This window comes from Wolbachia endosymbiont (group B) of Camptogramma bilineatum (assembly GCF_947251825.1).
Classification (GTDB): domain Bacteria; phylum Pseudomonadota; class Alphaproteobacteria; order Rickettsiales; family Anaplasmataceae; genus Wolbachia.
Genome location: NZ_OX366391.1, coordinates 309392 through 332591, shown reverse-complemented (window position 1 = coordinate 332591; position 23200 = coordinate 309392). Strand labels below are relative to the sequence as shown.

Here is a 23200-nt window from a genome sequence, read left to right as displayed (position 1 = left end):
ACACAAACCCAATTATATAATATACTGGATACTCTAAAAAACTTTAAAATATGTCTAAATTTTCCAAAATAGGATGAATTATTATATCACCTTGTTCTGCAATAAGGTGAAATTTATCAATTTTGCTCACATCTAAATTTATCATTTTTACACTGAAGCTTTCAGGATCATAAGTATTACTTTCTGCACTTTTGTGATAATTATAGTAGTGTAATTTATTTTGATCATCAAAATAACCAAATTCATCAGCAAGAGTTCCCACTTTTTTGCCTTTACCGTCTCTGACTAGCTCAAATAGATCAATTACATGGTTTTCAGATCCAGGCTCAATAGATCCTTCTACAGCAAAAAATTTAGGTGCATGACCAACATACTCCTTAAGTTTTAGATTATTAGTCTTTTTTATACTACCAAAATCCATGAGTTTATATTCATCTGAAAGACCAGAATATTGTGGATCATACTTTTTATATTCAAAAAACTCATTACCTAAAAAATTACAAAACGTTAATTTACAATCATCGTGATTGGATTGAACAACTTTAAAGTAATGAAAATCTCTAGGGATCTTTACTTCCTCTTTCGTAATATGATTACGTACAACAAGTTCATCATTAATCATATGATAGCCAATTCTCGGCAAAGTAGCTATATTGATTGCCTTGTTTAGCTTAAAATTTGCCTCATAGATGCCACTTGATAGCTCCTTCCCTTTTTCTAAAGTGACGTCTTGATCTAAAGATGTATTCTTGATTAAACTCAATTCTTTCTGCATGTTCAATATGGTTTTTGTTAAAACTTCTATTGATTGCCATACAGTTAATTTATTATCAGTCAAATTATATAATTTAAGTATTAAATTAGCAGAATTTTATCATAAATTTATGTTAAAAGTATTATATTTTTGTGTCATGATGTTAACTACATTAGCTAAAACATGCTTTTTATCTAAGCGAAATTGCTTTGCAGCAACGAAAAGTTCATCTATTTCTTTCCATTGACTTAGTAGAATTTCAACATTATTTACTTCTTTCTTTATACTTTCTAAAATAGAGGTTTGAATTATATGTGATGCTAGTTCTAGCTCAATCTCACTATTAATTATTTTATTAACTATATCAGAATTATTTAGATTACGGAAAAATGTATAAAAATGCTTATGTGACTCATAAGCACCACTGTTTATTGCATTTATTATTACTCCCGGAGTTCCAGGAAACAAAGTAATGATCTCACTAAATATTTTATCGTCGAATTTACACTGAGATGAAACAACCTGCTTTGTTTCATCGTAAGTTAATGGAAGTAAATTCAGCTGAAAACACCTACACCGGATGGTGGTTTGTACATCATATGGCTTATGGCTAATTACAAATATTTTAGAATTTTTTGGCGGCTCCTCTAATATCTTTAATACTGCATTTTTAGCATTGCTAGTCATTGCCTCCAAGCTATCTATTATAGCTATCTTATATTCTGATTGAATGGGGCTTAAGTGCAGAAAATTTTTCATTTCTCTCACCTTTTCCACTCCTATTGTATCACCTTCAACAATGTGTAAGTCTAATGCTACTTCATCGTAATTTTTGATAAGAAACCAATTAGAAAAGGATTGTGCAAGTGTTGCTTTCCCTATACCTTTTTTACCACAGATCAGCCAAGATTGAATAGATAAATTGTTCATTATCTTTTTTTTTGCTTGGGTATGGCCTATCACTTTTCTCATTCTTTCCCCTATAGATCTTAGTTTGAAAATGCGTTATTTATTGTTTGTAATGAAATTTTGCCTTTCCTTAAAACCTTAATCTTATCTCTAGTTAAGTCAATAATAGTAGATTCTATACCAGAAACTAATTCATCATCTTCAATTACTGCAGATAAGTGTTGCTTAATAGACTGAGGTATATCTCTTGCTTTGCATATACTTTTTTCTCCTGAAATGTTAATACTAGTTGCAACTACTGGAGTTTTCAGTTCATTTAATATTGAAATCGCAATAGGATGATCAGGAATTCTTATGCCTATACTATCTTTAAAGAACTCATTTTGTAATATACTGTTATCTTGAAGTGGTAAAATATAGGTCATTGGTCCAGGAGAAAAGTAGTTTATTAAATTGATATATTCTTCTTTTACCTTTGCTATATTTGTCAAACTATCAACATCACTAACAAATATAGAGAGTGGCTTGTTTTGAGAACGCTTCTTTATCCGGTATATTTTTTCTATAGATCCATTATCTAGCGCATTACAAGCAAGAGCATATACTGTTTCTGTTGGAAAGCATGCTAACAAATTATTTTGTATTGCGTTTATTACTTCAAATACCATATAGCTAAAACTTATGTCTACAATAGCTCTGGGTTTACCGTTATCTCGCTATATGGTAGCAATTAAGATACCGAAATGGCTAGCACGCATCTGTTGTATACTACAGTAAATTTTATTAGCAACTGCTCGTTTTGACTGCTAGTACAACATTGCATAATTCTATTATGGCTACTTTGATCAAAATTTGCAAGATTTTTTATGCGAAATACTATGTATAAGTGGTTGTGGTTGATTTCAATTTGATGAATCAACATTCTAATAATATTTTGTTTAGTCTGCCAATCCACTTGATCAAGCTTTGACTCAACGCTTGAGGAAAAGTTTTTCAAGCTATCTGTAACAAGGCTCAATTCTTGTTGTAGTTTTTTTTGATCAATCGTTCTTTCTTTCTCTTCTTCAATTTCTTTCAAATGCTGTTTCATTGTTGTGATTCTTGGTTCAAATTCTTCTTGGCTTATAAACCCTTTGGCATAGCTATCAATAAATTTTTTGATACTTAATCTTAGCTTACTTTCTTGCTTTTTACGTGTTTGATTATGTAAAGTTTTTTTGTTCTCTGATAATCTACGTTGATATTCATTTGCAATCCTATCTGGCTCTTTCAAGATACTCTTGACTTCTTCCCATATAACTCCATCTAATATATCAGTGCGTATTGATTTATTATCGCAGATTTTATTGCCATTGAATTTGCTAGAGTTTGTACCAGAGCAACGATAGTAATAATATGTCGACTTTTTATGAACGTGGTTTGTACCACAATAAGTATATTGACAACGTTGGCATACCATTAAACCTTGTAATAAATATGTTTCTCTTCTTTGCCTTACTCTTGCTCTGTGTCTATTTTTAGCTAATTGTGTTTGCACTGAATCAAATAAATTTTCATTGATTATTTTTGGTACTGGAATATAAGTCCAGTTCTCTTTATCACTGTTAAAGCGACCACTTTTAAGTTTACCACAAGTTCCTTTTTTTGACTTTTTTACTTGTGGTTTTGAGCATGTCCTAGTTTTACCATAAGCTGCTTGTCCTATATAAGCAGGATTTTTTAACATGTTCCAAATAGTGCTCCTTTTCCAATACCTTTTTCCTGTTCGTGTTATTACCGGTATCTTATTCAGTTCATGTACAACTTCTCCTATACTTGCTCTTTCTTGGCCAACCCAACTAAATATTTTACGCACTATATTTGCCTCTTCTTCATCAACCTCAAATTGAGCACTTCCTTCACCTACATGTTTTGCTATGTAGCGATAACCGTAAGGCGCCCTACCCATCACACTTATACACCCAGCTTTGGCCGCATGAAGTTTACCTCTACGGTTTCGTTCCATAATCTTTGCACGTTCATACTCTGCTATTGCTCCCTGAATCTGTAGAAATAAATGGGAATCAGGATTATCATCAAACTTATGATTCAAAAATACTATTTCAGATCCAGCCTTTTTAAACTCTTCGAGTAAGATCATTTGATATGAAAATTTCCGTGATAGCCGATCAGGTGAATGAATGTATATCTTATCAATCTTACCTTCTGCTACTCTATCACGTAAACTCTCTAAGCCAGGACGTTCTAAGTTTGATCCACTGTAGCCATTATCGATGAACCTATGCTCATCTAATAACTCATGTCCATCGCTACTAATGCGACGCTCCAATTCTACAATCTGACTCTCTATCGTATTCTCTTGTGCTTGTTGTCTTGATGAAACTCTTGCATACAAGCTTACCGTTGTCATTTTCTTTCACCTCCTTAGTTCTATATTTCAATAATTGTTCATAAGCATCTGCCAAATATGTACCCGCTAACCTATGAGGTTCATAACGGCAATAAATAGTTAAATCCCCTTTTTGCATGTTTTTCTTCCTGTGAATTTTCTAATAGGTTGGGAGAATTCTTATCAACAGCTAAAAGAAAACTTTTACCATTTTAGACTAAACCAATGGATACCTTATTCAAGGTAGCTGTCTAGTTCACACAAATTCTCCCTAATAAATATACAAGATTTGAAAAAATTATGTCCAAAAAATCTTTGCTTAAATTATCATATTATATATGATATAGCTTATTTAAAGTATCATGAATGTTTATCCAAGTAATGAATTCTGGGAGAGTGATTTAGAAGTTCCTGTTAACCTCTTACTAGAACGTTTTCAGGATTCTAATGTACGTCAATCTTGGTTAGATTCCCTTTCTGGTAAACAACTTAGCATCATTTTTCAGCATTGCTTTAAAAATCATTTAAATGGGCAACTTTTTCAGGACGGAAATTATGACGATAGATCCACTCAACAAAAACGTAAGATACTTACCAGTTACTCTGACTCTCTTTTTGACTATTATCTCATTAGCTACTTTGATCGTACAAAACTTGAGGCTACAGTTAGTGAAGTAGCAAGATTTGCTCTGACTGAGAAGTTAATGAGATCGTACCTGGTAAAAAACAATACCAAGTATGATAAAAGATCCTTATTGTTTTTACTATTTCACATAAATTGTGAACTTCTAAAATCTGTCTATCACTTTGATAAAGTACAAAAGAAAGGTTTCGTATCATTTGCTTTACAGAAATCACCAAGACAAATACATACTTCATTTAAGGAATTTATGTCACGAGAAGCCGTAGAGCAGATACTTAAGGATGATGACCAGTTGCAGGGTTTTTTCCATCATCAAGATCGAATATATATGTTTGTACGTCGAGGAAGTGACATGGATTTACTGCTTAATTCAAACAAAGTTGTTCATGGTCATAAACCTGAGTGGATGATTTTAGACTTTTCTCTTGATGGCACTCAGGTTAATCTCTGTGCTAAAAATACTAACAAGGCTGTGGAAATAGCAAATAGCATTGTAAGTGGGTATTTTGACTGCGAATGTACTTTTGTAAGTATACAAGATAAGAACTTTCCATTACAAGTGAACAAATTTCTTCAAGCATGTATAGATGGTTCTGACTCTGACATTTGTATATTTGAGTTAAATTTTAAGTCAGATTATTTTAAAAATAGTAATACATATCTTACTTTGAGTGTAAAGCCATATGATCCTATTGCACCAGAGTTACATATTTTAAAGCCAGCTATTGGCAACATACTACAATCTATTCAATCAGCTAAAGTAATGTTCCAAAACAAAAAGGTAACATTTTCTTTCAAAATAAGTGGGGAAGTTTATTATTCAGAGCATCCACTCAATAAAAAAGAAAGAGAGGACCTGAAGAAACATATGGAACAATCTTATGGTCTTAAAATTCTTTCACGAGCAAATTGCTGATCTTTTAAGTTCAAATAGTTCTTGGGTAAATCCAAGCCAAAATCATATTAAAGCAGCAAGATACTTATTTGATCTTGGATGGATAAAAATGCAAGAAAGGTATTATATTATTTGTTCTCGTGAGGAAGATCGTCTTGATTGGCCAAATGTAGTTGATCCAAGTTGTAGTAATGAGATTTTTATTGATTCAGACTTTGATGAAGCATGTGATGACGCTATTTGTGAAAACTGTTCTCGTCATATTTTACCTAACACTTATCAAAAACAGAGATTTCATCTCTTATCCATATACTTAAATACAGAAAAGGTCATAGACTGGTTTGAAACAAAGTTGAATGATTCAAGACTTATGTGGGAAAAAGTGGAACAAGGAGTTTATTATATTTGTAATCAAGGTCGTATTGTAAATCTAATAATCCTTGATTTTTGTACTGATGCGATATTTTTAACTATAGATAAACTTAGAGTCCACCCTACAGTTCTCATCACTCTAAAAAAAGATATACCAAATCTATTACTGAATCTATATGTAGTGCCAATGGTGAAACTGTTTTGTCAGCTTAAGACTGTAACTGAGATATTCCGAGAGGCAGCTAAAAGAGGAGTACCAAAGGTAGTAGAAAATACTTCTTTGCAAGTTTTACCAGCTTCATATATTTCGCTTAAACGTGTTGAGCCAATTATACCAACAAAGCTTTTGGAGTTACAGGTAGTTAAAGGTATGGTATATGTTAATAGTATTGAAGTTATAAATAAAAAAGCTGCATCATGTCTTAATATTTTTCGAATATTATTTAGGCAATTTTTACATGACTGTGAGAAAGAATTACCACCTAAAAAACATACACTTCTCAATATTAATCAGTTAGAAAAACTCTTGGGACTTAGTTTAGAAGCAGATTTAGAACAACAAATCAGAAAGCCATTAAATAAGATGCAAAGAACAATCAAATCTACACTTGCTGAGAAATTAGGATTAAGTATTGAACGTGATGATGTAATACAAACCCTTGGTTGGCAAAGATCGTCATATGGTTATCGTATTAACCCTTTTACTTTGACTATAAAAAAATAGAATTTCCTGATTTTAAAAATTTTCAGCTCCATGAGTAAATTTTCCAACTCCACGTGCAAATGGTCCTGTTTTTACATCAAGCCATTTATCTTCTTTTGAACCATTAGCCATTCCTTTAACTATTTGCTTTGCTTGTAAAAGCTCTTGCACTATACGCTCTAGTCTATCCCTTCCCATACTATGAAAAACTTCAGGCAATCTATGTCGTTGTTTATGTATTCCTGCATTTCCTGTATGAGTAAATGGATGTCCTGAACTAGCAGCTCGCGCAATTGAGTCAATAAGATATATTTTTAGATCTTTATCGCTAATATTTTGAGCTTTTAATTGTTCAGTAATGTCTTCCAATAGTCCTGTTTCTTCATTTCTTAGGTAAGTGCGTATGGTACGATCAGCAAGGCCATTTGCTTTAACAACTGCTCCATAAAATAGTGCATTTTGTCTTGGGATTTTTCCAATTGACCTAAAAATCATCGGTTTAGTTATATCCTCAACAGGCCAAAAAGCAAAAGAACACCTGACTCCATTTACGAGAGCAGAAGTACCTCGAATAGCATCTCGTGCTTGCTCTACTGTTGATATAGGCTTTTCTCCCCTCAGCTTTCTCATATGATGTGCAGTAATTATTGAAGCTCCAGTGCTACATGCTAAATCAGATAATAAACACATGAGATAATCCCCTACTGCTGGGTCAGCATTTAAATCTGCATGAATGAAAGAAGCAAGGGGATCAAATATAATGAGCTTTAAATCCTTTATCCTGCTCAGCTGCTTCATTACAGACTCAAATTCTGGAGATATTTCTACAACTTTACCGCGAACATTCTTAAGTATGGCAAAAGATCCTCCTATATTTGGCAGTGGTACAATAAATAGCCTATCTTTATATTTTAATCTTTCACATTTGGGATCAAGTCGTTCTAAGCGACGATGTATTTCATTTGTATCATCTTCTGCAGAAAATACCACCACAGATCCATGTTCAGTAACAAGTGGACCAAATCCGCATACCTGATCTATGCTACCCGCAACCTTGAGGGCTAGGTCAAGAAGTAGCATACCTTTACCAGTATCACCCATTGCAGCCAAAATAGATGTTACACCAAAAGGAAATAACCCTTCAACAAGAAATCTTTGCTTTGGTACTGGACCTACAAAACGCTCTACACTCCAGCTGAAAATATCGAGCGGTGGTTTAATAATTATTTTTCTTGAGTTTTTTTCTATGAAGTCAAAAATATCTATATTCTCTTGTACAGCATCAGCAGCATCCCAACTCCTTGGCTTATCCGGTGGAATCTTAAGCGTAGCAAGTGATGCAACACCAAGTTCTAAAAGTCTCTTTTTAGCGTTTTGGTATATTTATTACCTGCTTCATCGTTGTCTGGCCAAATGATAACATGTTTACCTCTAAGCGGAGTCCAATCTGTTCTATCAATAGGCGCATTTGCTCCAAACATTGCTGTTGTTGCAGTTATTCCTTTCTCTATAAGTGCTTCTGCGCATTTTTCTCCTTCAACCAGAACAACTTTATCGGACCTTAAAATACCTGGAATGTTGTATAGTGGCCTTATTTCTGGCTCTTTGAACCTTTGTTTTTTAACATCAAATGGTTTAAATTGTTTTTTCTCTAAAGGAGGATCATAACGATAGACTATTACAATCAATTGGTTATTTTCATCGTAGTAGTTCCAACTACAAGTTAAGTACTGTTCTAAATTTCTCTGTTCTTTGAAGTTGGTTTTTCCAAGCCATTCACTTATTGAGAGCATTACTTCAGGAAACTCTATTCTCGCATTCTTCCCGTGTACCGTTGCCCAAAGATCAATAATGTCACCACCTTCTCCCGTTGCAAAATCTTTCCATAATCCGGCTCTTTCGCCTGTTAACTCTATTACAGTACTTTTGCCCTTGTTACCCTGTACATCACCTACATAAAACTTATCACCACGAAATGTCCCTCTTGGTAAAAGATGAAAAAGACAAGATCTGATGTTTTGCAAAAGCTGAGTTTTTAGCTCTAGCATAGTGTCGGTTTTTGTGGATAAATTAAGCCGTAGCTATAATTTTAGAGTTCTGCCAACGCCCATTTACTCTGCTAATGAATTTTGCTGGTATTGATTTACCGTTTCTTAGCTCATATACTACTTGCAAGATATTTGCACGTTTATTTGGTTGAAACATTACCATACCAGATGTATAAAAACTTCTTAAAGCATTAGCACCAATTAAAGCTTGAAAAGGACTTTTTGCGAGTGTAGCTGTGGATACTTTTCTGGTATGACGTGTAATAATTATTCCAGCCATAGGATTAATTATAGAACGTAATTTTTCTATTCTGCTTTGCAGGCCAGAAAATATATTTTCATAGTCAAGAGAATCCAAAACGATAAGGTCTATCATTTTGATATCAAACTTTTCTTTTATAATATCTTTTATTTTTTCTATACCTTCATCATTTAAAATTAATCTCATCTTTGTAGTAATAATCAAGTTTTCTTCTGCTAGATTTGGCAGTCTTTGATTAGTTATGATTTGTTGTATGCGTTCCCTGATATAATTGTACTCCATCTCATTTTGCAGATAGACTATTTTTAGTGGCCTTGCTGACTTCATCTTAAGAAACGACACTCCTGCTGCAAGATGTGCAAGCAAAGAGAGAAGAAAATAACTTTTGCCAACCTTTGGAGTACCACCAATGACTAAAAGACCACCTGGAGTGAGAATTCGTGGAGCTATTATATCTTCTGGTATTGGTGATTGATCATTTAAGTACTGCTTTACAGAAAATATTTTTTCTTCTCTTTTTCCCCCCTTTTTTTTCTCCACTCTTTGATTTTTTATTGAGCCACTTTCTAGCAGAATATATATCACCCTTAATTAAAATCCAAAGATCAATAATATCACCACCAGTTCCTTCAGTAAAATTACGCCAATCACCAGCTTCCTTACCTACTATTTTAACTGTAATTGTATTTCCATTTAAGTCTCCAATATAAGTTTTTTCTCGGTAAAACTCACCATTTGGAAGTAGGTAAGAAAGGCACTCCTTGATATTATCAATTAATAATGCTTTTATCTTTTCTTGCTTTTTAGACATAAAACTCCCATACATATTTTCCATACGTGTAAAGTTGAGATTAGCTAGCTCACAAACAGTTTCAAAAGATTTTGAATTCAGCCAATTAATTGCTTCTTCTCTTAGCTTTGGGTTTTTTCCTACTGCGTCCTGAATACCTCTAGTAACGACAGCAGACCAAAGCTTTTCCTCGTCGTACTTCAAAATGGTGTTCTGTCAATTTCATAATTTTTACGGTATTCCGGAGTAACTATTGAAGCAATTTTGTTCTTTTCTCCATATTCATCAGTTATAACACCTACCTTTACTGTAAACTCTAACCCATTTAATTCTGCAACTGAATTTAGCTTACGAGCAAGGATTGCACCTTCTGAGTTATCATGTGGATGAATGTCACGTGCTGATTCCAAGATACTGCGAAGCATAGAGCGACCCATTTCTCCCCAAGTATCTTCTGCTTTATTACTTTTAATACCAATTATTTGGTAAATCTTGTGCTTTTCATATAGACCTTCAATAACGGTAAATTCTGTATTTAAATAAATGCTACCGGTAGTAGGGCTTTTAGTAAACCAATGCTCATAACCTCCAGGCTTGATTGTCATTTTTACCTTTACTATTGTACCTTTAGGTATTAGTCTACTTTGCGGTTTTACAGTGTTAAAATCAGTTAATAGGTTTTGTAACATATATCACTCTCCATGTTTAAATTTTAAAACTTGCTTTTAATCTTTGTAAGCAGCTTGCCTAAATGCGGTTCTTCAACCATACTCAGGCGTCCACTACGGTCTTTAGCTGGGTATCCCCAAGGGTTTAAAGTGTGGCAACAAAAGAGCGTTTCTCCGTTCCATCATCTTTCTTGATTCCAACCATACTGATTACTTCGTCAACTATTCCAGGAATTTCACTAGCAGTTTTAGCCCCTTCGCATTGAGGTAGCCAAGTTGGACGATTGCAGTCATCGAGATATTGACCTAAAGTGCCAACTATGATGATGTCTTTGTCTCTGATGTGTTGAAATTGATTGAGCCAAGCCATCATCTCCTGAGCAAGTAATCCATAGGCAGCTCTCATGTCCTGTTTTCCTGATCTCTCAGAAAAAGCTTCAGGTTGCATTTTTGCCCATAAAAGACATAAACGTGAAGCAACGGTTATACTATCTACAAAAATGCATCGGTATTTAGAAAACTCAGAAAAAAGATCTTTGTACTTACGAGATACATGTTCATGGTGTCTTTGGCTATATGCTTGATCAGACTTCAGCGCAGGATTAGATCCCCCTATAAGACAAGCAATATCTCTAGCTTCATTCCAAGTGCGAAGACTAATTGAATCTCCCTGCCAATCTTGAACAGCAAGAAGCCCTGCTTCAAAATCAAGGCAAAGTGTTGGTTCATCTATAGTCTTTAGTAGACTTGTTTTACCAATACCATAAGGACCAAAGATGACCATCTTTACACTTGATATTGTTTGCAATCTTTCATTATTATTCAAAATTTTAAGAATCATTATTTATCCATGCTACGATGTATATATACAAGAAAGGCAAAAATTTTGTTCAATTTTTCTTTTTGCCTTCGTAGTAAATAGAAGAAAGTTTGGCACGTATCTTCTTGATAATATTGTTTAAAGTGGTTCTTGAAACGTTGTTCATTTTGGCAACTTCATGTAAGTTGAAAAATTTAAGTTGCTCACATATATTTTGCCATTCCTTTGGTAAAACCGAGATCATATAGTCTACATCAATGCGTTTTGTTATTTCACTCTCAAGTAGCTCTGTTACATCGATACTAATATAGTTATTGATATCGCGTTTTGCACATCGCTGTTTCTTTAGCAAGTTAATAGCTTTGTTTTCAGTTAATCTTGCTACGAAAGTGTTAAAGCTACTTTTATCTTCATCATATTGATCAAGACATGGCCAAATTTCACAGAAGAGTTCTTGCTCAAGATCTTCGTGAGCTTCATTAATAAAGCTCTTAGCAAGTTTCAGTCTATAAGCTTGATATTTTACATTTTTAATAACTATATGGTAGTTTTGTAATTTCATAACTTTCCTTAAAAACAAATTGATGCTTTTAAGGATGAGAGTTATTAATGCCGTTATGTAGGACAGGAGCAAAAATAAATAATACTGATGCGATTTTTAATCTATTGATATTCTGTTATTTTTTTTTGAGAATAATACCGGTGCAATTTAAAATAATACAGTTCAGGTTTTTGGAACCTATTTTGAATGGATTTCAAAGAATGGGTAGCTCAGACTTCCTAAAATTATATTAAAAATATATAAGAATTTCATATTTTAAAATTCAATATCACCTAAAGAGCTAAAAATGTGGATTTCGCTATTAAAAGAATAGCTTAAATTTTTAAGAGGAAAATAGTTGAAAAGTATGCTCTCTATAACCTTAAGTTCCGTTCCTAATTACTGGCTTCCTAAATCAGGAATTAGGAATCAGGAATCTAGAATTAGCCTGTATGGTGGGTTTTCACCATGCGTTCCTAAAACCGTTCCTAGGAACGGCATATCTGAAGTCCGCCAATATGGAGGGTTCCAGCTTCCTAAAACCCTTATATATAATATATATATATAATACATATATAAAAATATACACATATATAAAAACATATAAAATATAAGATTTAGAATAATAAAAAAAACTCTAAAAGTAGAAAAATCATATTTAGGGTAAGTAAGGTTTTTAAATAAACATCTTCAAGAAAGAGTTAATTATAAAAAATTTTTCAAAAATTGAAGATTTTTTGGACGAAAATTTTCCAAATCTTGTATATATATGTACTCAGCAATTGAAAGGAAATGCTCACCCTAGATCTTGGCAAACAAACTGGTTGGACTATTTTACATGATGGAATAGTACAAAGTGGAAGTAAGAGTTTTCATGTTAGCAGGTTTAGTGGTGGTGGAATGCAGTTTTTAAATTTTCGTAATTGGCTTAATGCACTTAAGTATAAATTTCCAGGTATTGAAGTTGTGTACTTTGAAGAAGTGAGAAGACACTTGGGAACTGATGCTTCACATATCTATGGAGGGTTTTTAGCACATCTTTCTGCTTGGTGTGAAGAACATCATATGCCATACAAAGGTGTATCTGTGAAAACTATCAAACGCTTTATAACAGGCAAAGGCAATGCAAGTAAAGCTGATGTAATTGAAGCAGTACAGGAAAAGGGTTTCTGTCCAACAGATGATAATGAAGCAGATTCTTTAGCTTTAATGTTCTATGTTATGAATTTCAGTAAAGATTTTAATACATTAAAAGTATCATAAAAAGTGGGTCCTTTCGGCCAGGCTGAAGGATTTGGTGGTCCCGACCTCGGGCCTTCTTTAGCGTTAGACATATTTCAAATGTTAACTACTTACGAAATTATAGCTGAGCAGTGCTAAAAAGGAGAAAAAAAGTGAGAATTACGCAAGCAGAATGGGCAAGGGAAAAAGGGTTTTCGAGGCAATATGTCTGTTCTTTAGTAAAAAAAGGAATAGTTGAGCTGGAAGATGGACTTATTGACCGAGAACAAGCAAATGAAGCGGTAGCAGCAATAAGAGATCCAAGTCAACCACTGAGGAGAAAAGAGCGCGGAGAAACACTTTCAACGATATTGCTAAAAACGCGAATAAAAAATGAAACCGAGCGTGGTAAACTTTTGGAAGCTAAAGTGAAAGCTGAAGTAGGCAAATTTGTGTCAATTGAAGAGGTAAAAACTGAAGCATTTAACGTCGCTAGAGTTGTTCGTAATAATTTGCTTAATATTCCAAATAGAGTTTCAGCGCTGCTTGCATCACTGAGTGACACTGAAAAGATTCATATGGCGCTAACTGAAGAGATTACAAACTCACTCGAAGAATTATCTAACACTAAATTTCAAATATAAAAAGATTTTGAATATAAAATGACTGATAACTTAAGTTTAGAGTTAATAAAGTGTCTCATCAATCAACCTGGATTAGATGTTAATGTTAGAGGATTAAATGGAAAGACACCACTACATTGCGCTATAGAGTTTGACGAATTAAGCATGGTAGATCTGCTACTCACAAAAAAGAATATCAATCCTTTTGTAGAAGATAATGATGGTAAAACATCTCTTGATTACGCCAAAGAAGGGAAAAAAGCAGAGATATTACAAGCGCTAATTAATAACAAATACGGGTCAGAACAAGATAGTTTACTTCATTTAGCTGCAATGATAGGTGAAATTAATGCAGTGAGATATTTGATCAGAAAAGGTATTGACGTTAATGTACGAAATGCTTTGCATCATACTCCATTACATCTAGCGGCAGGGATAGGACATGCAGAAGTTGTAAAGATTTTGATAAGAGAAGGAAAAGCTGAAATAGATGTCTTTGATGCACGAAATCAGACACCAATGCACTATGCAGTTAATAATAAAAAGTTGGAGATAGTAAAGTTACTGCTGAAGCTTGGAGCAGATGTGAATAGTGCACGCATGGGACAAAACTCATGAAATTGTCACCTGTGCATATAGCTGTAAGTAATACTAATTACGATGAAAGAGACTTATGTCTTGATATCCTCAAATCCTTAATAAAGGAGCCTAATGCTCAAGTCAATTTGCAAGACTATGAAAATAAAACACCACTACATTATGCTGAAAGACTGAAAACAATAGAAGTTTTACTAACGCGAGAAGATATAGACCCTCTGGTAAAAGACGATAGCGGCAAGACACCATTTGATTACGCTAAACCTGAGATAAAGAAGGCTTTGATGAGTAATAAATACGGTTCTGAAAAGAATAGTCTACTCCATTTAGCTGCACAAACGGGAGAAATTGAGCTTGTAGATGCAATTTTAAAGGAAGAAATCGATATTGATATTGTAAATAATAAAGGTTTATCACCGATTTACCTTGCTGCGGAAAAAGGGCATTTACATGTAGTAAAGTTATTGCTGAAAAAAGGAGCAAATTATACACCTGTTTTGCACTTAGCAATCAAATCAAATAATTTGGAGTTACTTAAAGTTTTATTTACTGAAAAAATGGGGCATTGCTCTGCAGAGATACCGTTGTTAATTTTCCAATCCTTCATAATAAATATATAGCACAAAGAGAAATAGCAGATAAAAGGACGAAAAAACATAATAATATTATCTGCATCTATACTACAGTCAGCGCAATAGCAGTAGCAGTATATATAGGGTTGATAACAACAACAATAAGCAGTGCGATCATTTTTGCAACAATAACAGGGATATTTGGCTTGTTGTAGCAATAATTATAAGTGAGATGAGCAAAAGATATATAGAAAAGGAATTTCAGAAAAAGATGTTTATGGAATTAGAAGGGCAAAGAGGCACAGAAAGTGTCAGATCAGAAATTGATAGTGTTGAAGTAGAAAGTTTACACAACAGTTGTTTGAGTGGAGCATAATGATCTACAGTGCCAGTTTTTGTTCAGGATTAAAGCCAGATCCCCAGCTTAAAGTATCAGAGTGGGCGAATGAGTATCGAGTTCTAGCACCAACTGCAGCATCAGAGCCAGGAAAGTGGAGAACGGAAAGAACTCCTTATTTAAAAGAAATCATGGATTCACTTTCTCCGTCCTCACCAGCAGAAAAAGTAGTATTTATGAAGGGAGCGCAGATTGGAGGAACAGAAGCTGGCAACAATTGGATTGGCTATATCATCGATCAAACACCAGGACCAATGCTAGTAGTACAGCCAACAGTTGAAATGGGAAAGCGTTGGTCAAAAGGAAGATTTGCGCCACTGATTGAAAGTACACCATGTTTAAAAAGTAAAGTAAAAGACCCAAGATCAAGAGATTCAGGCAATACTGTACAAAGTAAGGAATTTCCAGGTGGAATAGTAGTAATAACCGGAGCAAACAGCAGTGTAGGACTTAGATCCATGCCAGTAAAATATCTCTTTCTTGATGAAATAGATGCCTATCCAGGAGATTCAGGAGGAGAAGGTGATCCAGTACTGCTCAGTATTGCTCGAACTAATACATTTGCACGTCGAAAGATTTTTTTAGTATCAACACCAACGATTCATGGAATAAGCAGAATTGAGAAGGAGTTTGAAGCAACAGATAAGAGATATTTTTTTGTACCATGTCCGCATTGTAATTACTATCAAGTTCTAAAATGGTCACAAATAAAATGGGAAAATAACGACTCAAGAACAGCACATTATGTCTGCACTGAATGTAGCGGCAAAATAGAAAATCATCAAAAGACAGAGATGCTAGAACGTGGAGAATGGAGAGCTACAGAGGCAAAAGAAGGTGAGAAAAAAGGATTTCATCTTTCAAGTCTTTATAGTCCAGTTGGCTGGTATAGTTGGCAACAAGCAGTAGAGGACTTTCTCCATGCAAAGGAAAGTGAACAATTACTGAAAGTTTGGATAAATACCACGCTTGGAGAAACCTGGGTAGATAAAGGAGAAGTACCGGACTGGAAGCAATTATTTAACAGGAGAGAATTTTTTCAGATTGGCACAGTACCAAAAGGCGAAGTAGTTCTCACAGCAGGAGTAGATGTTCAAAAAGATCGCTTGGAAGTAGAAGTTGTAGCCTGGGGAAAAGGCAGAGAAAATTGGTCAATAGACTACCGAGTATTTGAAGGAGATAGAGGAAGTGGAGAAGTATGGAAAAAGCTTTCAGAGCTGTTAAATCATCATTTTATCGGTGAAAATGGGCTTGAATATATGATAAGTATGATGGCAGTAGATGCTGGATATGCAACGCAAGAAGTATACAATTGGATAAGAGGTCATCAAGGCTGTGGAAGAGTAATGGCAGTCAAAGGTGTAAATAAAGCTCTAGTACCACTTAGCAGTCCAAGCAGAGTAGATATAACAGTTGGTGGTCAAAAGCTAAAAAGAGGAATAAAGCTCTGCCAGTGGGAGTATCGATATTAAAATCAGAGCTTTTTCAGCTACTTAATGTTTTAAAAAACGGGGAAAAAGAAGAAGTGCCAGCAGGGTATTGTCATTTTCCCGAGTATGCACCTGAGTATTTTAAGCAGCTAACAGCAGAGCAATTAGTCAGCAAAGTAGTAAAAGGATACACCAAACAAGAGTGGCAAAAGGTAAGAGAAAGAAATGAAGTACTAGATTGCCGAATTTATGCGAGAGCAGCATCTATTGCGCTTGGAATCTATCGTTGGCCAGAGAGTAAATGGAATAGTTTGAGTGGAAAAATGGAAAGCAAAAAGCCTAAAAAAGTAAGGCAAAGCCAATGGTTGAATGAGAAGTGAAATGTATAACGAAGAATATTTAATTCAAGTCGAAGAAGCGATAAAGAAACTACAAAATGGAGAGAGAGTAGTATCAATTGCATATGGTGACCATATTGTACGGTACGGGGAAGTTCAAATAAAGGATTTATTGGAGCTCAGGCAACGAATAAAAGCGGGGTTAAAAGTTGCGGGCATGAAGCCAAAGAGGAAAATTGTTTTTTCAACGAGTAAGGGGATCATATAATGATGAAAATCGTTGAAAGGAACCGTATGACAAAAATTATAGCAAAAGAATATACAGAATTTTTAGAGCAGCTGAAAGAACAGATTGCTATTAGTCGTTATAAAGCAGCAAGAACAGTAAATAAAGAGCTACTACTACTTTATCATTATATTGGAACACAGATTCTAGAAAAACAAAAGAGCCAAGGTTGGGGATCCAAAGTAATTGAGCAGTTAAGTAGAGACTTAAAGGCTGAGTTTCCAGAAATGAAAGGTTTTAGCACAAGAAATCTAAAATATATGAGGCAGTTTGCAGGGGAATATCAAGATATTGAATTTGTGCAACAACTTGTTGCCCAATTGCCATGGGGACATAATGTATTTCTGATGGACTTAGTTCGGGACAAAGAAGCGAGGCTATTCTACATAAAAGAAGCTATAGAACATGGCTGGTCAAGAAACATCATGGTAATGCAGATTGAACTTGGGTTACATAAACGTCAAGGAAAGGCTATCACTAATTTTAAAGAGAAGTTACCTTCACCTCAATCAGATCTAGCGCATTACACGTTAAAAGATCCATATATTTTTGATTTTTTAAGTATAGGAAAGGATGCTCATGAAAGAGAAGTAGAAAAAGGTCTTGTAGGACATATGGAGAAGTTTTTGTTAGAACTTGGTGAAGGCTTTGCATTTGTAGGTAGACAATTTCATTTAGATGTTGGTGATGAAGACTTCTTTGTCGATCTATTATTCTACCATCTAAAATTACGTTGTTTTATAGTAATTGAATTGAAAGATAATAAGTTTAAACCAGAATACGCCGGTAAAATGAATTTCTACCTTTCAGCAGTAGATGACTTGCTAAAACACGAGACAGGACTCCGCCAACAATATTGCAATAAACCTGAAACTTGAGAAGACTATTTCTCGAAAGCTTCTACAAAAAGAACGGAGAGTTGAATTTATTTATAGAGCTAATGATCAAATAACCATATGTCTCGATGGATAATATATGGTAGAGCTCATGGGCAACAAGAAATTAATAGTGCGGATTAGTTGTAGTTATGAAGTAAATCGATTAGCAGAGTTGTATCTATTAGATGCATATGAAAAATTAGTGTTAAGTAAACCAATAAAAGCGAGCAAAAAGGAAGAAAACTCTGAATATAAGAAAGTAGATTTGAGGACGGTAAAATGGTAACAGTTAGTTTATATGCAAGAGTTTCTTCAGGGAGGCAAGCACAAGAAGATACAATAGCAAGCCAAATTGCTGCTATAGAGAATCAAATTAGTATGGATGGACATAAATTATTAAATGAATATAAATTTATTGATAATGGTTATAGTGGTTCTAACATAATCCGTCCTGGTTTGGAAAAATTACGTGATAAAATAGCAGAAGGTAACATTGATAAGGTTTATATTCATTCTCCTGATCGTTTATCTCGTAAGTATGCATATCAGATGATATTACTTGAAGAGTTTAAGAAGTTAGGAGTGGAAGTCATTTTTTTAAATTATCAAATTAGCGATAATCCAGAATCTCAATTACTATTACAAATGCAAGGTATGATAGCAGAATACGAACGTGCAAAAATCATGGAACGAAGTCGTCGAGGAAAGATTTATGCAGCAAATAAGGGTTGTATAAGTGTAATGAGTGCTGCTCCTTATGGCTATCGTTATATAAACAAAAATACAGAAACAGGACAGGCCTTATTTGAGATTTATGAAGAAGAAGCTGAAGTTGTTCGTAAAGTATTTTCTTGGGTAGGAAGAGAAAGAGCCAGTATAGGAGAAGTATGTCGTAGGCTAAGTGCTATTTCCATTATGACGAGAACTGGAAAAGAGTATTGGGATAGGGCTGTAGTTTTGAGTATGTTAAAAAACACTGCTTATAAAGGACAAGCAGCTTTTGGTAAAACAAGGTTTGGCGTAAAACTAAAACATATAAGACCGAAAAAACTCCTGCGAGCATCCAAAAGATAATTATTCTACTTATCCTGTTCCAAAAGAGGATTGGATTTATATTAAAGTACCTAGTATAGTAAGCGAAGATTTATTTAAAATCGTTCAAGAACAATTAGCTGAGAATAGAAAAATAGCAAGAACAAGACAAAGAGGAGCAAAACATTTATTGCAAGGTTTAGTAGTATGTAAGCTTTGCAATTATGCATATTATGGTACTAGCACTGCAAGGAATAAGGAGGGGAAAAAAACTAATAATCAGGTATATTATCGTTGTATTGGTACGGATTCATACCGTTTTGGCGGTAATAAAATGTGTAACAACAAATTAATTCGTACAGATACATTGGACATGGCTGTGTGGGAAGAGGTAAAACACCTATTAAAAAATCCAAATAGAATATTAGAGGAGTATAAACGTAGACTTTCAGAACTTAAAAAATCACCACTAGATCAAAAAGCGCTTTGCTTGAAACACAAGAAGATAAGTTAAAACGAGGTATTGCAAGGTTAATTGATAGTTATGCTCAAGAATATATTGATCAAGAAGAATTTGAGCCAAGAGTTAAAGCAATGAAACAAAACTTAAAAATGGTTGAAGAACAAAAGAAAAAGATATTTGATCAGAAAAAACTCACACAAGAGTTAACTCTAGTAGTAACAAATTTAGAGGGGTTTTCCTCTAGTATTAACTCAAGTCTTAATAATGCAGACTGGCTAACTAAACGTGATATTATTAGAACGTTAGTTAAGCGAATTGAGATTAATTTTGAGGATGTAAACATCGTGTTTAGAGTAAAAGAGCTTCCAGACTCTTTTCATATGGAAAAAAATCAATGCTTGCAATGTTGTTGTAGGGGTAAGCGGTGGACAGCTTGGTATCAAGAAAGAAGATCTTTTTAAGTTTACAGAAACAGTAGCAAAAATGTCTACAGCATTTGATATGTCTGCAGAGCAAGCAGGTGATTCCATAGCTAAACTTTCTAACGTTTATGGAATTGATGTTAGTGAAATGGAGCATGTTGGTAATGTAATCAACCACTTATCAGATAACACTGCTGCTAAAGCAAAAGATATGGTTGAAGCTCTAGCAACAGTTGGTGGTACTGCAAAGCAGTTTGGATTAAAGTTTGAACAAACAAGCAGCTTAGTAAATGCTTTTATTAGTTTAGGTAAACAACCAGCAAAAGCTGCAACTGCTATAAATGCACTGCTTAGCAAACTTCAAACTGCTGAAGGTCAAGGAAAAGAATTCAAAGCAGCACTAGAAGAAATGGGCATAACCGCGGAAGAAATGGTACAAAGGATCAGTGAAAGCGGAGAAGAAGCACTACTTCACTTTTTTCAAACTCTAAAGAAAATGGATAATCAGGAGCGTTCTACAATCCTGATGAAACTTTTCGGTCAGGAATATCAAGATGATATTGCATTATTAGCTGGAAGTTTTAATAAGTATGAGGATGCAATAAAGTTACTGGCTAATACAGAAAAGTACGGAAGCTCTCTGCAAGAAGAATTCAAAAATCGTGCAGACACTACAGCTAATAAATTACAATTACTTAAAAATGCAATAGTTGAAGCTGGCATGAATCTAGGGTCAGTAATGTTACCTACCTTGAATTATGTAGCTGGAAGTTTGAAAACAATAACAGAGCATATAGCTTCTTTTGCAGAAAAATATCCAACTTTAACCACGACGATCATGGGTACTGTAGCAGCTTTGATAAGTTTAAAAATTGCAGCAGTAGGACTAGGATACGGATTTACATTGCTAGGAAGTACGATTTTTGCTCTGAAAGCAAACCTACTTGGAGTATTTTCATTTTTATCAGCTACAGTTTTTCCTGCAGTAGTAACAGGACTAAGAGCAATAACGCTTGCTGTAATGAGTAATCCTATAGGGCTTTTAATTGCTGGACTTGTTACTGGCGCAGCTCTTGTTATCACTAACTGGCAAAAGGTGAAAGACTTTTTCTTTAGCTTTTGGAAATCGATAATAAAACCCATAGAAGAAACTTTTTCATGGATAGGGGAAAGTGTATTTGGAAAAGTATTAGGGAATAGCCCACTGAAAGAGTTTGAAAAAAGAAAAACTGAAGTAAAAGCAGTACATAGTCCCCTAAAGAGTAATATTCTCAACAGTGGAAATCCTTTGCTAAGTAACAGTATAATTAAAGAATTTTCCAAGAGAAATCAGAATAATTTCAGAATCAAAAGCCTTATTGAGGAGAAAAAGTTTACAGAGAGCGATAATGATAAGATATTTGCAGATTTTGGAAGGAGTAAATTTGAAAATAAAGAACAAAATAAAACTCAGAACATCACTAATAATTACACTATCAGCATTAAAGCAGGCCAAATCAAGATGTTCGTAGTCTTGCAGATGAAGTAATAAAAAGGATAAGAGAAAAATCACGTGATGCTTTATTTGATACAGTAGAGACGTTTTATTGATCAACTATGTTTTTTAAAATTTTTTATTTGTGTTATCTCTTGGTCCATATAAATTTACTCCGATAAGTTTGAAGTATAGTAAAGAAAATCGTTGGAGTGTAATTGAATGTATCGATAAAATGCCGTCACTACAAAATATTGGTCGAGGAGTGGAAAATGTAGATATAGAAGGAGTTATTTACCTTAATATTCTCAACAGAGTAAATCAATTAAAGAATATGAAAGAAGCTGAAAAACCGCATGTTTTAGTAGATAGTCTAGGTAATATTTTAGGACAATTCGTAATTACTAGGTTAGAAGAAAAGCAGATGTATTTTTTACCTAATGGACTACCAAGAAAAGTTGAATTTAGTTTGAGTTTGAAGAGCTATAGATGACTATATATTACTTAACTAAAGAAGGAGAAATGCTAGATCTGATTTGCTGGAAACATTATGGATTTACCGATGGAATAGTGGAGGAAGTATTGCTTAAAAATCCAGGCCTTGCAGAACATGGAAGTTTTTTACCGGTAGGACTAAAAATTAAATTGCCTGTAACAGAAAAACCTCTACAAAAGTCAAAATTAAAAGTATGGGAATAAATGCAGCCAGATTTTATAATAGATAAATGTGAATCAATTAAAGATAGAGTTATATCATTGCGCCTTACAGATGAATCTGGGACAATAGACGATGTAGTTGAAGTGTGTGTTAATTACAGAGATGAAAACTTAAATATTCCGAATGAATTGAATATTTCTTTAGGGTACAGGGAAACCGGAGTGATGCCTATGGGTATATATACAGTTAATGAGATTACGGTGCAGAACCCACCAAAGACTTTACTCATAAAAGCTCATGCAACAAATTTGAAATTATCATTAAAGGAAAAAATATCCAAAGAATGGAATCAAATTACTCTAGGTAACTTGGTTAAGGAAATAGCAGAAAAGCATGGATATGGGTACAGAGTTGCAGAAGAGTTTGAAAATGTGTTGATTCCATATATTAACAAAATAGAAGAAAGTGATATAAGTTTATTAACAAAAATAGCAATAGAATACGGAGCAATGGCAAAACTAGCTGGCGGATATATACTCTTTATTCCAAAAGGCAAAGCAAAGTCGGCAACTGGAAAAGCTTTAGGAACAACAGCTATTAGACCTCAAGACACAATAAATTGGAAAGTGCACTTTACAGTGAGCAGGTACACCTCGGTAATTGCGAAATGGCATAGCTATGAAAAAGGTGAAACTATGTCAGAAACAGCTGGCACTGGTAGTCCAAGTTATACTATACAAACGCTTTACTCTAATGTAGAATCAGCAATCAGTGCAGCAAATGCTAAGTTAAAACAACTAAAGCAAAATAATGCAGTATTGGATATCACTATGCCTGGTAATCCAGAACTATTTGCAGAGGCGAAACTTAGCTTATTAGAATTTCATCAAGACATAGATGGTGAATGGGTAATCGACAGAGCAGAACATGTGTTAGATAGTTCAGGTTATCGCACTGTGTTATCAGCATCAACGTTAAAGAAAAATCAGTAAAACAAATGTTTAATATTGAAAAA

At 34.1% G+C, this 23200-nt stretch carries 21 protein-coding genes and 5 pseudogenes; 16 read left to right on the top strand and 10 right to left on the bottom strand.

The window, feature by feature from the left end; translation table 11 throughout:
- Positions 1 to 43 precede the first annotated feature (43 nt).
- From OPR44_RS01755 to OPR44_RS01740, 4 genes are all read right to left on the bottom strand, one after another.
- A complete protein-coding gene (locus OPR44_RS01755) occupies positions 44 to 838 on the bottom strand; it encodes a hypothetical protein (RefSeq protein WP_264377915.1) in 795 nt (264 codons plus the stop codon).
- A gap of 36 nt (positions 839 to 874) precedes the next feature.
- The gene (locus OPR44_RS01750; RefSeq protein WP_265015148.1) at positions 875 to 1726 is read right to left on the bottom strand and encodes a DNA polymerase III subunit delta'; all 852 of its coding nucleotides are present in this window, start codon (positions 1724 to 1726) and stop codon (positions 875 to 877) included.
- A 17-nt stretch (positions 1727 to 1743) separates the two neighbouring features.
- The gene (locus OPR44_RS01745) at positions 1744 to 2331 is read right to left on the bottom strand and encodes an L-threonylcarbamoyladenylate synthase (protein ID WP_265015147.1); all 588 of its coding nucleotides are present in this window, start codon (positions 2329 to 2331) and stop codon (positions 1744 to 1746) included.
- 62 nt (positions 2332 to 2393) lie between these two features.
- Positions 2394 to 4073 carry a recombinase family protein gene (locus OPR44_RS01740; protein WP_265015146.1) on the bottom strand — a complete coding sequence of 560 codons (1680 nt, stop codon included), beginning with the start codon at positions 4071 to 4073 and terminating at the stop codon, positions 2394 to 2396.
- Between the two features lie 341 nt (positions 4074 to 4414).
- On the opposite strand from OPR44_RS01740, the gene OPR44_RS01735 reads away from it, so the two are divergent.
- Together OPR44_RS01735 and OPR44_RS01730 are read left to right on the top strand one after the other, a co-directional pair.
- Positions 4415 to 5611, top strand: a complete 1197-nt coding sequence (locus OPR44_RS01735; protein ID WP_264377181.1) for a hypothetical protein — start codon at positions 4415 to 4417, stop codon at positions 5609 to 5611.
- Entirely contained in the window at positions 5577 to 6686 is a 1110-nt protein-coding gene (locus OPR44_RS01730) for a hypothetical protein (protein ID WP_265015145.1), read from the top strand. The genes OPR44_RS01735 and OPR44_RS01730 overlap by 35 nt, the downstream gene beginning before the upstream one ends.
- 12 nt (positions 6687 to 6698) lie before the next feature.
- On the opposite strand, the pseudogene OPR44_RS01725 reads toward OPR44_RS01730, so the two are convergent.
- From OPR44_RS01725 to OPR44_RS01700, 6 genes and pseudogenes are all read right to left on the bottom strand, one after another.
- Positions 6699 to 8713: pseudogene (locus OPR44_RS01725) on the bottom strand (AAA family ATPase).
- A 22-nt stretch (positions 8714 to 8735) separates the two neighbouring features.
- Positions 8736 to 9515 (bottom strand): helicase RepA family protein, encoded by a 780-nt coding sequence (locus tag OPR44_RS01720; protein ID WP_265015144.1) that lies wholly within the window; start codon positions 9513 to 9515, stop codon positions 8736 to 8738.
- Entirely contained in the window at positions 9451 to 9969 is a 519-nt protein-coding gene (locus tag OPR44_RS01715; protein ID WP_265015143.1) for a hypothetical protein, read from the bottom strand. The genes OPR44_RS01720 and OPR44_RS01715 overlap by 65 nt, the downstream gene beginning before the upstream one ends.
- Positions 9966 to 10454: a hypothetical protein gene (locus OPR44_RS01710; protein WP_265015142.1), complete on the bottom strand. Its 489-nt coding sequence runs from the start codon at positions 10452 to 10454 to the stop codon at positions 9966 to 9968. Before OPR44_RS01710 ends, OPR44_RS01715 begins: the two co-directional genes overlap by 4 nt.
- A gap of 23 nt (positions 10455 to 10477) precedes the next feature.
- Positions 10478 to 11274: pseudogene (locus tag OPR44_RS01705) on the bottom strand (ATP-binding protein).
- Between the two features lie 49 nt (positions 11275 to 11323).
- Positions 11324 to 11815 carry an RNA polymerase sigma factor gene (locus OPR44_RS01700; protein ID WP_265015141.1) on the bottom strand — a complete coding sequence of 164 codons (492 nt, stop codon included), beginning with the start codon at positions 11813 to 11815 and terminating at the stop codon, positions 11324 to 11326.
- A 771-nt stretch (positions 11816 to 12586) separates the two neighbouring features.
- On the opposite strand from OPR44_RS01700, the gene OPR44_RS01695 reads away from it, so the two are divergent.
- From OPR44_RS01695 to OPR44_RS01630, 14 genes and pseudogenes are all read left to right on the top strand, one after another.
- Positions 12587 to 13057, top strand: a complete 471-nt coding sequence (locus tag OPR44_RS01695; RefSeq protein WP_265015122.1) for a RuvC family protein — start codon at positions 12587 to 12589, stop codon at positions 13055 to 13057.
- 131 nt (positions 13058 to 13188) lie between these two features.
- Positions 13189 to 13659, top strand: a complete 471-nt coding sequence (locus OPR44_RS01690; protein ID WP_264376886.1) for a hypothetical protein — start codon at positions 13189 to 13191, stop codon at positions 13657 to 13659.
- An 18-nt stretch (positions 13660 to 13677) separates the two neighbouring features.
- Positions 13678 to 15183: pseudogene (locus OPR44_RS01685) on the top strand (ankyrin repeat domain-containing protein).
- Positions 15183 to 17014 (top strand): annotated as a pseudogene (locus OPR44_RS01680) (phage terminase large subunit family protein). Before OPR44_RS01685 ends, OPR44_RS01680 begins: the two co-directional pseudogenes overlap by 1 nt.
- 1 nt (position 17015) lies before the next feature.
- Positions 17016 to 17240 carry a hypothetical protein gene (locus tag OPR44_RS01675; RefSeq protein WP_211908700.1) on the top strand — a complete coding sequence of 75 codons (225 nt, stop codon included), beginning with the start codon at positions 17016 to 17018 and terminating at the stop codon, positions 17238 to 17240.
- A gap of 26 nt (positions 17241 to 17266) precedes the next feature.
- Positions 17267 to 18136, top strand: coding sequence for a PDDEXK nuclease domain-containing protein (locus tag OPR44_RS01670; protein WP_265015433.1), 870 nt, complete (start codon positions 17267 to 17269; stop codon positions 18134 to 18136).
- A gap of 97 nt (positions 18137 to 18233) precedes the next feature.
- On the top strand, positions 18234 to 18422 hold the full coding sequence (locus OPR44_RS01665; RefSeq protein WP_038249248.1) for a hypothetical protein: 189 nt from the start codon (positions 18234 to 18236) through the stop codon (positions 18420 to 18422).
- Entirely contained in the window at positions 18416 to 19210 is a 795-nt protein-coding gene (locus OPR44_RS01660) for a recombinase family protein (protein ID WP_265015140.1), read from the top strand. Before OPR44_RS01665 ends, OPR44_RS01660 begins: the two co-directional genes overlap by 7 nt.
- A 148-nt stretch (positions 19211 to 19358) precedes the next feature.
- A complete protein-coding gene (locus tag OPR44_RS01655) occupies positions 19359 to 19682 on the top strand; it encodes a recombinase zinc ribbon domain-containing protein (protein ID WP_265015139.1) in 324 nt (107 codons plus the stop codon).
- A complete protein-coding gene (locus tag OPR44_RS01650; protein ID WP_265015138.1) occupies positions 19655 to 20092 on the top strand; it encodes a hypothetical protein in 438 nt (145 codons plus the stop codon). The genes OPR44_RS01655 and OPR44_RS01650 overlap by 28 nt, the downstream gene beginning before the upstream one ends.
- Positions 20043 to 21643: pseudogene (locus OPR44_RS01645) on the top strand (phage tail tape measure protein); the annotation flags it as partial. The gene OPR44_RS01650 and the pseudogene OPR44_RS01645, both read left to right, overlap by 50 nt.
- A gap of 29 nt (positions 21644 to 21672) precedes the next feature.
- Positions 21673 to 22020, top strand: a complete 348-nt coding sequence (locus tag OPR44_RS01640) for a phage tail protein (RefSeq protein ID WP_230609191.1) — start codon at positions 21673 to 21675, stop codon at positions 22018 to 22020.
- On the top strand, positions 22017 to 22226 hold the full coding sequence (locus OPR44_RS01635; RefSeq protein WP_064085527.1) for a tail protein X: 210 nt from the start codon (positions 22017 to 22019) through the stop codon (positions 22224 to 22226). The genes OPR44_RS01640 and OPR44_RS01635 overlap by 4 nt, the downstream gene beginning before the upstream one ends.
- Positions 22227 to 23177, top strand: a complete 951-nt coding sequence (locus tag OPR44_RS01630) for a contractile injection system protein, VgrG/Pvc8 family (protein WP_265015137.1) — start codon at positions 22227 to 22229, stop codon at positions 23175 to 23177.
- Positions 23178 to 23200 lie beyond the last annotated feature (23 nt).